Source organism: Mesorhizobium sp. M4B.F.Ca.ET.017.02.2.1 (assembly GCF_003998955.1).
In the GTDB taxonomy this organism is placed as follows: domain Bacteria; phylum Pseudomonadota; class Alphaproteobacteria; order Rhizobiales; family Rhizobiaceae; genus Mesorhizobium; species Mesorhizobium abyssinicae.
The window spans coordinates 1-14,964 of record NZ_RZOF01000130.1; the positions used below are offsets into that span (position 1 = coordinate 1).

Annotated in this window: 13 protein-coding genes and 2 pseudogenes; 4 read left to right on the forward strand and 11 right to left on the reverse strand. The window is 65.7% G+C overall.

Features of this window, described 5'->3' with window-relative positions; all coding sequences use genetic code 11:
- Nucleotides 1–246 (reverse strand): annotated as a pseudogene (locus EN738_RS17150) (transcriptional regulator); the annotation flags it as partial.
- 88 nt (nucleotides 247–334) lie between these two features.
- On the opposite strand from EN738_RS17150, the gene EN738_RS17155 reads away from it, so the two are divergent.
- The gene (locus tag EN738_RS17155) at nucleotides 335–1,267 is read left to right on the forward strand and encodes a GlxA family transcriptional regulator (protein WP_127284715.1); all 933 of its coding nucleotides are present in this window, start codon (nucleotides 335–337) and stop codon (nucleotides 1,265–1,267) included.
- A 12-nt stretch (nucleotides 1,268–1,279) separates the two neighbouring features.
- On the opposite strand, the gene EN738_RS17160 is transcribed toward EN738_RS17155, so the two are convergent.
- From EN738_RS17160 to EN738_RS17185, 6 genes and pseudogenes are all read right to left on the reverse strand, one after another.
- On the reverse strand, nucleotides 1,280–2,110 hold the full coding sequence (locus tag EN738_RS17160) for a GNAT family N-acetyltransferase (protein WP_127284716.1): 831 nt from the start codon (nucleotides 2,108–2,110) through the stop codon (nucleotides 1,280–1,282).
- Between the two features lie 4 nt (nucleotides 2,111–2,114).
- The gene (locus tag EN738_RS17165) at nucleotides 2,115–2,861 is read right to left on the reverse strand and encodes an aspartate/glutamate racemase family protein (RefSeq protein ID WP_127284717.1); all 747 of its coding nucleotides are present in this window, start codon (nucleotides 2,859–2,861) and stop codon (nucleotides 2,115–2,117) included.
- Nucleotides 2,862–2,872: 11 nt separating this feature from the next.
- A complete protein-coding gene (locus EN738_RS17170; protein ID WP_127284718.1) occupies nucleotides 2,873–3,691 on the reverse strand; it encodes an ABC transporter permease in 819 nt (272 codons plus the stop codon).
- A gap of 4 nt (nucleotides 3,692–3,695) precedes the next feature.
- Nucleotides 3,696–4,535 (reverse strand): annotated as a pseudogene (locus EN738_RS17175) (ABC transporter permease); the annotation flags it as partial.
- A gap of 143 nt (nucleotides 4,536–4,678) precedes the next feature.
- Nucleotides 4,679–5,971, reverse strand: a complete 1,293-nt coding sequence (locus tag EN738_RS17180) for a PotD/PotF family extracellular solute-binding protein (protein WP_127284720.1) — start codon at nucleotides 5,969–5,971, stop codon at nucleotides 4,679–4,681.
- Between the two features lie 29 nt (nucleotides 5,972–6,000).
- Nucleotides 6,001–7,089 carry an ABC transporter ATP-binding protein gene (locus tag EN738_RS17185; RefSeq protein WP_127284721.1) on the reverse strand — a complete coding sequence of 363 codons (1,089 nt, stop codon included), beginning with the start codon at nucleotides 7,087–7,089 and terminating at the stop codon, nucleotides 6,001–6,003.
- Between the two features lie 262 nt (nucleotides 7,090–7,351).
- Here EN738_RS17185 and EN738_RS17190 point away from each other — a divergent pair, with 262 nt between their 5' ends.
- The 3 genes from EN738_RS17190 (at nucleotide 7,352) to EN738_RS17200 (ending at nucleotide 10,164) form a co-directional block, all read left to right on the forward strand.
- On the forward strand, nucleotides 7,352–8,065 hold the full coding sequence (locus EN738_RS17190) for a GntR family transcriptional regulator (protein ID WP_127284722.1): 714 nt from the start codon (nucleotides 7,352–7,354) through the stop codon (nucleotides 8,063–8,065).
- A gap of 258 nt (nucleotides 8,066–8,323) precedes the next feature.
- Nucleotides 8,324–9,190: a hypothetical protein gene (locus EN738_RS17195; RefSeq protein ID WP_187331327.1), complete on the forward strand. Its 867-nt coding sequence runs from the start codon at nucleotides 8,324–8,326 to the stop codon at nucleotides 9,188–9,190.
- Nucleotides 9,191–9,297: 107 nt separating this feature from the next.
- Nucleotides 9,298–10,164: a hypothetical protein gene (locus tag EN738_RS17200; protein WP_127284724.1), complete on the forward strand. Its 867-nt coding sequence runs from the start codon at nucleotides 9,298–9,300 to the stop codon at nucleotides 10,162–10,164.
- Nucleotides 10,165–10,232: 68 nt separating this feature from the next.
- On the opposite strand, the gene EN738_RS17205 is transcribed toward EN738_RS17200, so the two are convergent.
- The 4 genes from EN738_RS17205 to EN738_RS17220 all read right to left on the reverse strand — a co-directional run bounded on the left by EN738_RS17205 (nucleotide 10,233) and on the right by EN738_RS17220 (nucleotide 14,777).
- Complete coding sequence (locus tag EN738_RS17205) at nucleotides 10,233–11,747, reverse strand: aldehyde dehydrogenase family protein (protein ID WP_127284725.1); 1,515 nt, start codon at nucleotides 11,745–11,747, stop codon at nucleotides 10,233–10,235.
- A 182-nt stretch (nucleotides 11,748–11,929) separates the two neighbouring features.
- Nucleotides 11,930–13,201: an RNA polymerase sigma factor gene (locus EN738_RS17210; protein WP_127284726.1), complete on the reverse strand. Its 1,272-nt coding sequence runs from the start codon at nucleotides 13,199–13,201 to the stop codon at nucleotides 11,930–11,932.
- Entirely contained in the window at nucleotides 13,198–13,572 is a 375-nt protein-coding gene (locus tag EN738_RS17215) for a YciI family protein (protein WP_127284727.1), read from the reverse strand. Before EN738_RS17215 ends, EN738_RS17210 begins: the two co-directional genes overlap by 4 nt.
- Nucleotides 13,573–13,685: 113 nt before the next feature.
- Nucleotides 13,686–14,777 (reverse strand): DNA topoisomerase IB, encoded by a 1,092-nt coding sequence (locus tag EN738_RS17220; protein WP_127284728.1) that lies wholly within the window; start codon nucleotides 14,775–14,777, stop codon nucleotides 13,686–13,688.
- Between the last annotated feature and the right edge of the window lie 187 nt (nucleotides 14,778–14,964).

Below are 14,964 nucleotides of genomic sequence, written 5' to 3' on the forward strand. Positions count from 1 at the left end.
AATGCCGTAGGGCATGAGATAGTCGGTGGTTTCGGTCGCATCGTTGATGCTGATGATGGCGACCAGCGGCCGCTGCTGCCGTCGCGGCTTCAGCGCCGCTATCGTGGCGTCCGCCTCCTGCCTGTCGATCGCCGGCGCGGCGAGGGCCCCGGATGCCGGCGGCAGCGACAGCACCCATCCCGCCCCAGCCACAAGGACAAGCAGGACGGCGGCGACTCCGCTCCACAAGATGGTCCGCAAGCGCATAGTTCACTCCCATCAGGTCGAAGGATTGACCCGAAGTGTAAAGACGCTAGGCTTTGTCCGAAATGACATAAATCGTGCAAAAACTGCCATGAAACGGACAGTCGCGATCATTATCCATCCGGGTTTCCAGCTGCTGGATGCCGCGGGCCCGACGGCGGCCTTCGAGATCGCCGGTCGTTTCTGCCCCGGCAGCTATGAGCTCGCGATGCTGGCGCCAGGCGGCGGCGCGATCGAAAGCTCGTCGGGCATCGGCCTGTCCGCGACGCCCCTGCGCGACGAGCGCTTCGACACGGTCATCATTTCCGGCGGCGAGATCGTGCGCTCGCTGGCGGCGGCCGAACAGATCGCCGCCTGGCTGAAACGCGGCCGCGCGCGGCGGATCGCCAGCGTCTGCTCGGGCGCCTATCTGCTGGCGGAAGCCGGGCTGCTCGACGGGCGCCGCGCCACCACGCATTGGGCAAGCACGGACGATTTCGCCCGCCGCTATCCGAGGATCAGCGTCGATGCGGACCGCATCTTCGTCCACGATGGCGATGTCTGGACCTCGGCCGGCATTTCCGCCGGCATCGACCTCGCGCTCGCCCTCATCGAGGACGATCTCGGCCAGGACGTCGCGCGCCGCACTGCGCAGCAGCTTGTCGTCCACCAGCGCAGGTCCGGCCAGTCGCAGTTTTCCTCGCTGGTGGAGCTCGGCGGCCGCACCGGCCGCTTCGCCGATTTGATTGAGTGGATGCGGGACCATCTCGCCGAGCCGCTGACGGTCGAGGTTCTCGCCGACCGCGCAGCCATGAGCCCGCGCCACTTCGCCCGTGCCTTCACTGGAGAAACGGGAACTACGCCTGCCAAGGCCGTGGAGCGGCTGCGCCTGGAAACCGCCCGAACCGCGGTGGAGACCAGCTCCGCCTCTCTCGATCGTATCGCCGCCGCCACCGGTTTCGGCGATCCCGGCCGCATGCGCCGCGCCTTCATGCGCGGCTTCGGCCAGCCGCCCCAGGCGCTGCGGCGCTCGGCGCGGCGATAGCGGCCCTCCGCGTCAGCCCAGCTCGAGCGTCGTTATGCCGAACACCCTGGCTTGCGCGTTTGCCGGCACGCCTCCCCGATACATCCGGGTCGTGCTGAAGCCGGGCGACAGGCCGGCGGCCCGAAGCGCCGCAATGAAATCCGCATCGGCCACCGGCACGTCGATGTGCAGCGTGCCCCTCATCATGTCGGTCAGCGCGGCCAGCAGCCGCAGCGCGGTCTCGGTATCGTCGGCGAACAGCGGCCCGACCTTGAACCCTTCCCGGCACTGCCGCGCCACGCCGTAGCCGCAAGTCCGGCCGGCTTTCATGGCCAGCAAGGCAACGCGGGGCGGCTGCAGCCATCTTTCAAGGAAAGCCGGGCGTGGCGCCGGGAAACAGCCGCGGTCATAGGCGAGGACGTCGGCAGTCAGATCGGGCGTCAGCGGCCGGATGTCGCCGCCGCCGGCGAGACCTGCGGCATGGCCGCTGTAGCGGAGCGTCTCGTAGGCGGGCTGAAATCCCATGCGCCGGTAATTGGGCTGCTGCTCGACGACACCGTCGAGGCCGATCGTGCGATTGCCGAGCCGCGCCATGCCGGCGTCCCAGACCGCCTTGCCATGCCCCTCGCCGCGCCGGTCGGGACGGCAGATATAGAGGCCGATGAAGCCGAAGCGGTCGCCATAGGCGACGGCCGAGATGCCGGCCACCATCTGGCCGTCGACGAAGGCGCCGATGAAGCCTTCGGGGTCGGCCGCCTGGAACAGGGCGGCATCGCCAAAGCCCGGGTTCCAGCCTTCGCCCGCGGCCCAGTCGACAAGCATTTCCACCTCTTGCGAAGCGAGCACGCGGATTGTTCTCGGCATCGTATCACTCGGCGGCGACGGCACCCGGGGCGAAGGATTTCAGAACGCCACGATAGGGCTTTGCCAGCGGGTTTGCATAGGCGCCGCGTTTGGATGTCGACAGGCCAAGCGCAATCAGCGCCTCGGCCTGCTTCACTGCGGCGCCGACGCCGTCGATGACCGGCACGCGGAACTCCCGTTGCAGTTCGGCGGCAAGATCGGCCATGCCGGCGCAGCCGAGCACGATCGCCTCGGCGCGATCCTGCTCGATGGCGCGCGCGATCTCGTCGCGCAGCTTGACGATGGCGCCCGACGACGGGTCCTCCAGCGCCAGGACCGGAATGTCGGCGGCGCGCACGCGGGCTCGCGCGGCCATGCCGTAGCGCCGCACCAGCTCTTCGACCGGCACGCGCGAACGTTCGGTGGTGGTCACCACGCTGAAACGCTGGGCAATGAAGGAGGCGACGCTGAGCGCCGCTTCGCAAATGCCGATGACCGGGATGGTCGCCATGGCGCGCGCCGCGTCCAACCCGGTGTCGTCGAAGCAGGCAATGATCGCCGCCTGCGCGCCGGCACGCTCGCCGGCGGCGATCTCGACCAGCAGGCCGGGCACGGCAAGTGCTTCGTCGTAGTAGCCCTCGATCGACACCGGCCCCATCGACGAGGTGACTGCGAAGATCTCCGTCGAGACGCTGGCAACCGAGCGGGCGGCCGCCGCGACGGTTTCGGTCATGCTGGCGGTCGTGTTCGGGTTCACCACAAGAATCTGCACGTTGGCTCCGTTCAGGCTCGCGCCCGGCGGCGGCCGACATAGACGATCGCGCCGAGCGTCAGCAGGATCACCAGGAAAGAGAACACGGTGGTCACCGTGCCAAGCGCATAGAGCACCGGCGTCGTTACATTCGTCGTCATGCCGTAGATCTCGAGCGGCAGCGTGTTGAAGCTGCCCGACGTCATCAGCGTGCGGGCGAACTCGTCATAGGAAAGCGTAAAGCCGAACAGGCCGACGCCGATCAGGCTGGGCGCGATCATCGGTAGCACCACATGCGCGAAGGTCTGCCAGGACGACGCCCCGAGATCGCGCGCGGCTTCCTCATAGGCCGGCGAGAAGCGGTTGAAGACGGCGAACATGATCAGCACGCCGAACGGCAAGGTCCAGGTCAGATGCGCGCCGAAAGCCGACGTGTACCAGGCGGGACGAAAGCCGATCTGCTGGAAGACGACGCCGATGCCGAGGCTGATGATGATCGACGGCACGACCAGGCTGGCGACGGCGAGATAGAACAAGGCCGCGGCGCCGCGAAACTTGCGACGGAAGGCGAGCCCGGCGAGCAGCGACACCGTGACCGTTACCGCCATCACCATCAGGCCGAGCGCCAGCGAGCGCCTGAAGCTGCCGCCGAAATCGCCTACCGCCTGCTTCTCGAACAGATTGGCGAACCAGTGCAGCGAGACGCCGTTGAGCGGGAAGGTCAGCCCGCCATTCTCGCCTTGGAAGGACAGGATCAGGATCGCCGACAGCGGCCCGTAGAGAAACAGCACGAACAGCGCGAAGAACGCCGCCAGCAGGTAGAATTCGAGAGTTCGCTTCTCGCGGTGCATCGCCTCAGAGCTCCTTGCGGATGTCGACGATGCGCAGGATGCCGGCGACCATCAAAAGCACCAGCACCAGAAGCACCACCGCGTTGGCGGCGGCGGCCGGATATTGCAGCAGCGACATCTGGTTCTTCATCATCAGCGCGACCGAGGCGCTCTGCCCGCCCGACATCACCTGGACGGTGGAGAAGTCGGCCATCACCAGCGTGACGACGAAGATGGTGCCGATCGCCATGCCTGGCTTGGCCAGCGGGATGACGACGTTCCACAAAATTTGCCAGCCGGAAGCGCCGGCGTCGCGCGCGGCCTCGAACAGCGAGCGGTCGATGCGCATCAGCGTGTTGAAGATCGGCGTCACCATGAACAGCGTGTAGAGATGCACCATGGCGAGCACCACGGCGAATTCGGAATAGAGCAGCCATTCGACCGGCTTCGGCACTAGCCCCAGCTGCACCAGCGTCGAGTTGACCAGCCCGTTGCGGCCAAGCACCGGGATCCACGAGATCATGCGGATGATGTTGGAGGTCAAGAACGGCACGGTGCAGACCAGGAACAGCACCATCTGCATGGCCGTGGTGCGGATGTGGAAGGCGAGGAAATAGGCGACCCAGAAGCCGATTAAGAGCGTCAGCGCCCAGACGATGGCCGCGTATTTCAGCGTGTTGAGATAGGTCTTCCAGGTGACCCAGGAACCGAGCACATCCGCATAATTGGTGGTCAGAAAATCCGGATACATCGCTGCGAAATCGTAGTCCCAGAAGCTGACGACAACGATCATCAGGATCGGCAGCAGCAGGAACGCGCCGAGGATCAGGGCAAGCGGCGTCGCCTGCAGATAGGGGGCGATGGCGCCAATCGAGAAACGACGGCGCCTTACGGGCCTGGCCGCGGCCATTGCAGGGCGTTCGAGCGCGACTGTCATGCTGGATATCCGACGAGCGGTTGTGTTTGCGGATGACGACGGCGTCGCCGCCGTCATCCGCCATCAGTGCATCACGCCGCCATGAACTCGTTCCAGCGCTTCACCATGTAGCGGTCCTCGTCCATGACCGAGTTCCAGCAGGCGACCTTGCCCATGCGTTGCTCGAACGAGCCGCCGTCGCGCACCGCGCCCGCCTTCTCCATGACCTTGCCGTCCGGCGACAGGATATCGCCCTTGGCCGGCTTGCCTTCGATCCAGTAGCCCCACTCGTCCTCGGACATGAACTTCTTGGCCGACACCATGTTGGCCGAGTAGTAGCCCTGGCGGTTGAGATAGCCGCCGACCCAGCCGGACGTGTACCAGTTGATGTATTCGTAGGCGGCGTCGAGCTCGGCGCCCTTGAGATGCGCGGCAAGGCCGAGGCCGCCGCCCCAGGAGCGATAGCCTTCCTTAAGCGGCTGGAACCGGCAGGCAATGCCCTTCGAGCGGACCGCGGCCACGGCCGGCGACCACATCGACTGGATCACCACTTCGCCCGACGCCATCAGATTGACGCTCTCGTCGAAGGACTTCCAGAAGGCGCGGAACTGCCCGGCCTGCTTGGCCTTGATCAGGAAGTCGATCGTCTTGTCGATCTCCTCCTTGGTCATGTTGCCCTTGTCGGCGTATTTGATGTTGCCGGTGGCCTCCATGATCATCGCCGCGTCCATGATGCCGATCGACGGAATGTTGAGGATCGCGGTCTTGCCCTTGAAGGCCGGGTCCATGATGTCGGCCCAGGTGGTGATGTCGCGGCCGACGAGGTCGGGACGGATGCCCAGCGTGTCGGCATTGTAGATCGTCGGCACCATGGTGAACCAGTCGGTCGGCGCCTTGGCGAAGACCTTGCTGTCCTGCGCCTCGACATAGCCGACCGTGTGCGGCGCGGTACCCTGGGCGATGACGCTGTCCGGCGTCAGCTTGCCGGTTTTGAACAGCGGCACCAGTTCATCGTAATATTTCAGCTTGCTGACATCCATCGGCTGCAGAACGCCGGTGGGAAACACCTTCTTGCAGATCCAGTATTCGATGTCGGCGATGTCGTAGCTGTCGGGCTGCGTCACCGCGCGCTGCGCGGCGGCGTCGGAATCGGTCGCCGTCATCTCCAGCGTGATGCCGAGGTCCGCCTTGCACTTCTCGGCGATGGCATTGAGGTTCGACACGCCGGTGCCGAACTGGCGCAGCGTGATGTTCGATTGCGCCCAGATCGTCGGGAAGCCGGTGATGATGCCTGAGCCGGCGGCAAGGCCGACCGCCGCGGCACCCGTCTTGAGCAGCAGCGAGCGGCGGGAAATGCCTGTCTTCTTGTCGGTGGTGTTGGTCATTGTCAGTTCCCCTTTTTGGTTGTGATGGTTCAGGAATTGAGGCGGCCGAGGATTATCGCGTCCTCGACATCCCAGGCGATCGGCACCGCGTCGCCGACGGCGACCGGCCTGGCGTAGAAGCTCTCGTCATCGAGGATGACGGTGAAATCCTCGATGCCGGCGCCATTGACCGAGAGCTTCACGGTCGCGCCGCGATATTCGACGTTGGAAACGATGCCGCTGAAGCCGAGCCCCGCCGCCGGCGCTTCGCCGACGCGCACATGGTCGGTGCGGATGGCGATGTCGATCGGCGCGCCGGGTTCGCGGGCCTGCCCGCTCGCGGCCAGTGAGGCGCCACCCGGCACATCGAAGAACACCAAGCCGTCGCGCTCGCCGCTGACACGCCCGGAGACGACATTGTGGTCGCCCATGAAGCGGGCGACGAACGCGGTCGCCGGCCATTCGAACACCGTGCGCGGCGGCGCCGCCTGCTCGATGCGGCCATCGTTCATCACCACGATCAGGTCGGCCAGCGCCATCGCCTCCTCCTGGCTGTGGGTGACATGGACGAAGGTGATGCCGAGCGAGGCCTGCAGTTTCTTCAGCTCCGCCCGCATGCGGATCTTCAGGAATGGATCGAGCGCCGAAAGCGGCTCGTCGAGCAGCAGCGCTTCGGGGTCGGTGATCAGCGCGCGCGCCAGCGCCACACGCTGCTGCTGCCCGCCCGAAAGCTGCGCCGGACGGCGGCTGGCATAACCGTCCATCTGCATCAGCTTCAGCATGTCGAGCGCCTTGGCGTGGCGCTCCGCCTTGCCAACGCCCTTCATCTTCAGGCTGAAGGCGACGTTGTCGACAAGGTCGAGATGCGGAAACAGCGCGTAGGACTGGAACATCATGGCGGTGCCGCGCCTGGCTGGCGGCAGGTCGGTAACGACAACGTTGCCGAGACGGACGTCGCCACTGGAGATGCTTTCGTGCCCGGCGATCATGCGCAGCGTCGAGGTCTTGCCGCAGCCGGACGGACCGAGCAGGCAGCAATAGGTACCGGCCGGGATCTTGAGGCTGATGTCCTCGACGGCGGTGGTTGCGCCGTAGACTTTCGAAACGGACACGATGTCGATCTCGGCGGCTTTGGACATCCGGGCTCCTCTTTGCTCGGATTAACGAAAGCATCATGCGTGCCAGTTGCCCGCCGCTACCCTCAAGCGGTTGAATCCTCGTGAAAATCGGCGGCCGCGCTCACCGCCTGACAAAGTGGCATTCTTGTGCGATGCACAAATTATGGGCGATTGTTGGCGATGTAAGCAGAAATCGTATGCAATCTTTTCTGCGATTGCGTTCACTTTGGCTCTCGTGCAGGCGGCCCGATTCAGGCTAGAAGTGCTGAGGGACCTTACCGCCATGAACATCGCCGACCAGACCTTCCCTGCCGTCGACAATGCCAACGAGGATCGCGCCCAGGCGATCCGCGACCAGCTGCGCGACGCCATCGTCGACCGCCGGCTGGCGCCCGGAACAAAGCTGTCGGAAGGCGAGGTCGGCACCCTGTTCGATGTCAGCCGTACCGTCGCGCGCGCGGCGCTGCAGATGCTTTCCTTCGAAGGCCTGGTGCGCACCGAGCGCAATCGCGGCGCCTTCGTCGCCAACCCCTCGCCGGAAGAGGCGCGCCAGGTCTTTGCCTCGCGCCGGCTGATCGAGCCCGGCATCGCGATTGCCGCTGCCGGGCGCATCACACCGGCTGACGTTGCCGCCTTCAAGGCACAGCTCGAAGAAGAGGGCCGCTTCATCGCCGAGCGCGGGCCGAGCGCGAGGCGCTCCGAGATCAAGGCTTCCGGCGATTTCCATCTGCTGCTGGCATCGGTGGCCGGCAACGTCATCCTGCAGCGCTTCATGGAAGAACTGGTCGCGCGCTCCTCTCTGGTGATCGCGCTCTATGGCCGCTCCGGCATTTCGAGCTGCGGCCACAACGAGCATCTGCAGATCCTGCAGGCGCTGGAGAACGGCAACGCCGAACGCGCCAGCGCGCTGATGCTGCACCACATCGACCATATCGAGGCCGATCTCGACCTGCGCGTCAGGAGCGGTCCGGCACTGCGGCAGGCGCTCGAGTCCTGACAATCATCGCCGGCCGGATGGCGCGAAACCTATGCCCGCCCGTTGCGTGCGCCAATACAACCGGGGCTGTCGGCCTGACTGTTGTTGGGAGGGGTTTTTGCGAACGGTTGCAAAGAGTTAACGGGGAAGACGGCCTTGGCCCGAATGCAACCCGCCCTACTTTGGTACGGTGATCGCGCCACTGGACACCAACGATGAAGGCTGGAAATGTGCGCCCTGTTTTCACGGTTCGGAGGGCTGAATCGGAGCAGGAGCAGGATGGCGCTTAAAGCCGAAGATATTGCCGGCCATCCGGCTGTACACCGCGGTGTCCAGGAACAGTCGCGGGCGCTTATCCAGATCTTTGAGACGAGCCCGCGGCTGGCTGCGATCTTCGCCACGCAGCAGCGCTGGCTGATGGGCCATGTCGGCCTCGCGCTGCATTTCAGGCGCGACCCGAACGACCACCACACGGCGCTGACCCTGGCGCGCTTCCTCAAGGTCATACGCCAGAATTCGGTGGCCAGCCGCAACACGGCGGAAGCCTTCATCAAGGAGATGCTGCATTACAACATCGCCGAATATCTGCCGACCAGCGGAGATGCGCGCGCTCACCCTATGCAGCCGACAGCGGCCACCATCAAGACATTCACCGGCTGGGTCCTCGCTCATCTGAGGACGCTGGACAGCCTCGACGGCGGCAACCGGCTGGCGACCTTCCTCGAGCGGCCCGAAATGCTGGCCAGATTGCAGCCGCTGATCGCCGACGGCCTGCTGTCCTCGACGCCGGTACGCGAGCCCGAGCAGACCTTCTCCCTGTTCATCTGGCTCAACAATGGCGGCATCGTCATGGACTGGCTGATGTCCGGCATCGATCCGCAGAATGCCGGGTTGGACCGCATCCCGACCAGCATCGTTTCAATCGCGGAGTTTGCCAAATGGCTTAAGCTGTCGCGCACCCATCTCGCGCGCAAGCTGCACGACGCCGAGGAACTCGGCAGCATCGGCTGGACCGGCCAGCGCGGCCATTCCCTGATGTGGGTTTCGAAAGAATTCTACCACGAATACATGGCCGTCCAGGCGGCCAAGCTCGCCGTTGTCGACGCGGCCTTCGAGGCCTGTTTTCCAGCGCCGGATAGCGGCTGAGCAACCGCCTTCTTCACAACCTGCGTGATGCCCTGCCGACCGGCTGGCGGCGGCTGGTTGAAACTGCTATCGGCTATAGTCGTCGAGACGTAAGCGGGTCTGGGGGGATGACGCTGAACGCCGAAGAGATTGCCGACCATCCGGCGCTGCACCGCTGCGTGCGGATGCAGGCGCTTGCGATGAACCAGGCCTACCAGGCAAACCCGCGCCTTTCGTCCGTCTTTGCCACGCAGCAGCGCTGGCTGATGGCCCATATCGGCCTGGCCCTGCATTTCAGGCGCGACCCCGGCGACTACCGCAAGGAAGCGACGGCGGCCCGTATCATCGACGCCATCCGTCAGCATCAGGTGGCCAGCCGCAACACCGCCGACGCCTTCATCAAGGAGATGCTTCACTACAGCTTCATCGAGGTCGTGCCGGCCGACGAGGACGCGCGCATTCGCCCCGTGCAGCCGACGCGGTCGAGCCTGGAGGAGGTGCTGGGCTGGATGCTTGCCCATTTGCAGACGCTGGACGGTCTCGACGGCGCGAACCGGCTGTCCCTCTTTCTTGCGCGATCCGACGCGCTGGCCAGGCTGCAGCCGCTGGTGGCCGACGGCTTGCTTTCGTCCCACCCGGTGCGCGAGCCCAAACAGACCTTTTCGCTGTTCACCTGGCTGAACAACGGCGGCGCCGTCATGGACTGGCTGATTTCGGGCATCGATCCCGATCACGCCGGCCAGGACCGCATCCCGACCGTCGTGGTCTCGATCGGCGACTTCGTCGGATGGCTGAAGCTCTCGCGCACCCACCTTGCGCGCAAGCTGCGCGACGCCGAGGAGATGGGCAGCATCGGCTGGCTTGGCCAACGCGGCCAATCGGTGATGTGGGTGTCGCGCGATTTCTACAACGAGTACATGACCGCCCAGGCCGTGAAGCTGGCCATCATCGACGCCGCTTTCGCCGAGGCCCTCGGCACGCAAGCCGACAGCTGATCGCTGCGGCATCCCCGTGCGGGAGATGCCGCAAATCATGGTCATCAACCCATCGAGTTGCGATGGCCTCAGTCGATGTCGAAGGACACGCCCTGGGCCAACGGCAGCGCCTTGGAATAGTTCACCGTGTTGGTGGCGCGCCGCATATAGGCCTTCCAGGCATCCGAGCCGCTCTCGCGGCCGCCGCCGGTTTCCTTCTCGCCGCCGAACGCACCACCGATCTCGGCGCCCGAGGTGCCGATGTTGACATTGGCGATGCCGCAGTCCGAGCCGTCGACGCCGAGGAAGCGCTCGGATTCCTGCAGGTCGCGGGTGAAGATCGACGACGACAGGCCGGCGCCGACCGCATTGTGCTCGTCGAGCACGGCGTCGAAATCGCTGTACTTCATCACATAGAGGATCGGCGCGAAAGTCTCCTCCGTAACCGGCGCGACCTGCTTCGGCATTTCGACCAGCGCAGGGTGCACGTAGTAGGCGTCCGGATGGCCGTTCTCGACCCGCGAACCGCCGGTCACCTTGCCGCCATGGGCGGTGGCTTCCTGCAGCGCCTTCTGCATGTTGTCGAAGGCGGCCTTGTCGATCAGCGGACCGACCAGCGAAGACGTCTCCAGCGGATTGCCGACCGAGACGCTCTGGTAGGCCTTCTTGAGGCGCGGCAGCAGCGCGTCGTAGACGCTTTCGTGCACGAACAGGCGCCGCAGCGTCGTGCAGCGCTGTCCGGCCGTGCCCATGGCGCCAAAGGCGATGGCGCGTAGCGCCATGTCGAGATCGGCGGTCGGGCAGACGATGCCGGCATTGTTGCCGCCGAGTTCCAGCACCGCGCGCGCGAAGCGCTTGGCCAGCCGCGGACCGACATCCCTGCCCATCCGGGTCGAGCCGGTGGCCGAGACCAGCGGCACCTTCGGATGGTCGACCAGGATCTCGCCGACGGCGCGGTCGCCGATCAGCACCGGCGCCAGTCCTGCCGGCGCGTCACTGCCGAAGCGCTTGACCGCGCGCTTGAAGATCGCCTCGCAGGCAAGCGCGGTCAGCGGCGTCTTTTCCGACGGCTTCCACACCACGGCGTCGCCGCACACCAGCGCAAGGGCGGCATTCCACGACCATACCGCGACCGGAAAATTGAACGCCGAAATGACGCCGACGACGCCCAGCGGATGCCAGGTCTCCATCATGCGGTGGCCGGGGCGTTCCGTGGCGATGGTCAGGCCGTACAACTGCCTGGAGAGGCCGACGGCGAAATCGCAGATGTCGATCATCTCCTGCACCTCGCCAAGGCCTTCGGACGGGATCTTGCCGACCTCGATCGACACCAGCCGGCCGAGCTCGGCCTTGTGCGCGCGCAGTTCCTCGCCAAGCAGGCGAACCAGCTCGCCGCGCTTCGGTCCCGGCACCAGCCGCCAGGCCTGGAACGCCTTGTGGGCGGCGTCGATGGTCCTGGCCGCATCCGCCGGCGAGATCGTCTTCAGCGCCGCGATCTGCTCTCCCGTCACCGGGCTGCGCACGATCAGGTCGCCGCCCGAAAGCGCGTCCTTGGCGACGCCGAGTTTCTCCAGAAGTGCGGCCGTTTCCTTCGCTATCGTCATTTTTGTTCCTTTCAGATCCCGTCGCAAGGCAACGGGGCAAAGCCATGCGCCACCCTGTCCGTGCCGTCGGGCACGTCGGAGCGCGTTCATGGCGTGGCATTACTCGTTTCGGGGAAAAACCGCCACCCCGGCATGGTCTAAGCCCGGATCGCAGGGTTGGGCCAGACTTTCGAGCCGAGAGCTCAGCGCGCCTTTTGCGCGGCCCGCTCGGCGCCTTCCTTCATCAGCCGGTCGATATGCATGCGGATATGGGCCGCCTCGGCGGCGGTGTTGGCAAGCGCGATCGCCCGGTCGAAGGCAACGCGCGCCTCATCGCCGCGGTCGAGCTGCATCAGCAGCCCGCCCTTGAGGCCAAAGAAGTGGAAATAGCCGGACAGCCTGTCAGCAAGCGGCTCGATCATGGCGAGCGCCGCCTCGGGCCCGCGCACCTTGGCCACCGCGACGGCGCGATTGAGCGTCACCACCGGCGACGGCTGCATGCGCTCGAGCAGGCTGTAGAGCAGGTCGATCTCGGTCCAGTCGGTATCCTCGGGCTTCACCGCCCGTGCATGCAGCGCGGCGATCGCCGCTTGCACCTGGTAGGGGCCGGGCTGCTGGTGGCGCAGCGCCTTGTCGACAAGCGCCAGGCCCTCGTCGATCATCTTGCGGCTCCAGAGCGACCGATCCTGGTCCTCGAGCAGCACGATCTCGCCACTGGCGTCGAAGCGTGCCGGCGCTCGCGCATGCTGCAGCAGCAGCAGCGCCGTCAGCCCCATGATCTCCGGCTCGGTCTGGAACAGCCTGAGCAGGAGCCGCGCCAGCCGGATCGCCTCCTCGCAGAGCGGCGCGCGCGCCGGCGCCTCGCCGCTGTTGGTCGAATAGCCCTCGTTGAAGATCAGGTAGACCATCGCGGCCACCGCTGCGAGCCGCTCCGAGCGCTCGACGGCGCCCGGCGTCTCGAACGGCACGCCGGCATCCGCGATGCGCGCCTTGGCGCGGGTGATGCGCTGCTCCATGGCGCTTTCGCCGACCAGGAAGGCGCGCGCGATCTGTTTGACGGTAAGGCCGGATACGATGCGCAAGGCCACCGCGATCTGCTGCGTCGCCGGCAGGTCCGGGTGGCAGCAGATGAACAGGAGCCGCAGGATATCGTCGCGGTAGTGGGCGCCGTCGAGACGCTCGGCGATATCGCTCTCGGCATCCTCCAGGTCGGAGATCTGGTCCTCTTCCGGCAGCGGCGCCTGCTTGGACCGCTTGCGCACTGCATCGATGCCGCTGTTGCGGCCGACGAAGATCAGCCAGGCGGCGGGATCGCGCGGCGGGCCGTTTTTCGGCCAGTTCTTCAGCGCCCTGAGGCATGCGTCCTGGAAAGCCTCCTCCGCGGCGTCGAGGTCGCGGAAGTAGCGCAGCAGCGCGCCCATCGCCTGCGGACGGGCGGTGCTGATCGCGGTGCTTATCCAGGCAAGCTCGGTCATGCGGGCACTCTGGCGGGATTGAAGATGGAAACCGGGCGTATCTCGTAGGAGCCGCCGCTCGGATTGACCTCGGAAAGCTCGCGCGCGAAGTCGACGGCCTCGTCGAGATCGGCGCATTCGAGCGTGTAGAAGCCGAGGAACTGTTCCTTGGTCTCGGCGAACGGGCCGTCGATGACGACCGGCTCGCCCTTGACCCTGCGCAGCGTCGTCGCCGCGGTTGTCGGCAGCAGGCGCGCGACCGGCCCAAGCCGCCCGGCCTGGGCGTATTTTTCCTGCACGTTGAGGAGCTTGGCCATCACCTCGTCGTCCTGTTCCTTGCTCCAAGAGCAGACGACGTCTTCGGAGGCATAGCAGAGGATGGCATAGAGCATGGCAAGTCCTTTCCGTATCAAAGGACGCGACAGTAGGGCCCTTCCCGACACAACGTCGATAAAAAAATTGCCGAGCGATCACACGGGCTTGGCTGCCCTCCCCGCGCCATCGGTCAGGCGCAGCGCGCCTCAAGCCATCTCAGCACAAGCGTCTCCTCTTCGTCGAGGCCGGGTATCAGGCGTTTTCGCTTGCTGGCCTCAGCCATCTCGCTGAGCAGCCGCCCCTCCGACCAGGTTTCGAAGACCAGCGGGTGGATATAGCATTTGCGGCAGACCGCACGCGTGTTGCCCAGGCGCTCGGCGACCCTGTCGATGATGCCGTTCATGACCCGCTTCATCTGCGCCTGGCTTTCCGGACGCCCGGTTTGCGCAAACAGCGATGCGGCGTGGATGGTGCCGCCCCAGGTGCGGAAATGCTTCGAGCTGAAATCCGCGCCGGCCGCGTCGCGGATGTAGCCGTTGACGTCGCTGGAGCCGACCGGATGCCGATTGCCGTCCTCGCCAAGATACTGAAGCAGCTTCTGGCCCGGAAGTTCCTGCGCGCCGCGCACGATCCTGGCGATCCGGCGGTCGACCAGTTTCAGCTTCCATTCCTTGCCGGACTTGCCCTTGAAGGCAAACCGCAGGCTCGATCCCTCGATGTCGACATGGCGGTCGCGCAATGTCGTCAGCCCGAAACTCTTGTTGTCGCGGGCGTAGGCGGCATTGCCGACGCGGATCATCGTGTTGTCGAGCAGCCAGACGGTGGCCGCCACGACACGCTCCGCCGGCAGGCCGTGGCGGCGCAGATCGGCATCGATGCGGCGGCGCAGTTCCGGCAGGCTTCTGGCAAAGGCGATCAGGCTCGAATATTTGGCGCCGTCGCGCTCGGCGGCCCACAGCGCATGGTAGCGGTATTGCTTGCGCCCGCGCTGGTCCCGGCCGGTCGCCTGGATATGGCCACAGGCATCGGGCGAAATCCACACATCGGTCCACGCCGGTGGAATTGCGAGCGCCCGGATGCGCGTAAGCGTCGCCGTGGAGACAGGGCGGCCATGGCGCCCGAGATAGACGAAGCCCTTGCCCTTTCGCAGCCGACGAATGCCGGGGTCGGCATCGCTGACATAGGTGAGCGATGCACGCTCGGCCGATTTCTGCGCGCCGTTCTTTTGGGTTTCGTCCTCGCCTGCCGGGCGTTCAGGGGAGGATTGCGGTCGTTGCAGCATGACGGATCCACGGAACTGGTCCGTAGATAAGCCGGCAACCGGCCGCTGGTTCCGCGATGCCTTTTGGGGCTCACGCCGGCCGGATGTCCGACACATCCGCCATCCACAGCCCGCCGTCGTCGCTATGGACCGGAAAGTAGCCTCGCCCGGGCGGTATGGTTTCGAAAACCGCTCCGGAGTCATCCGC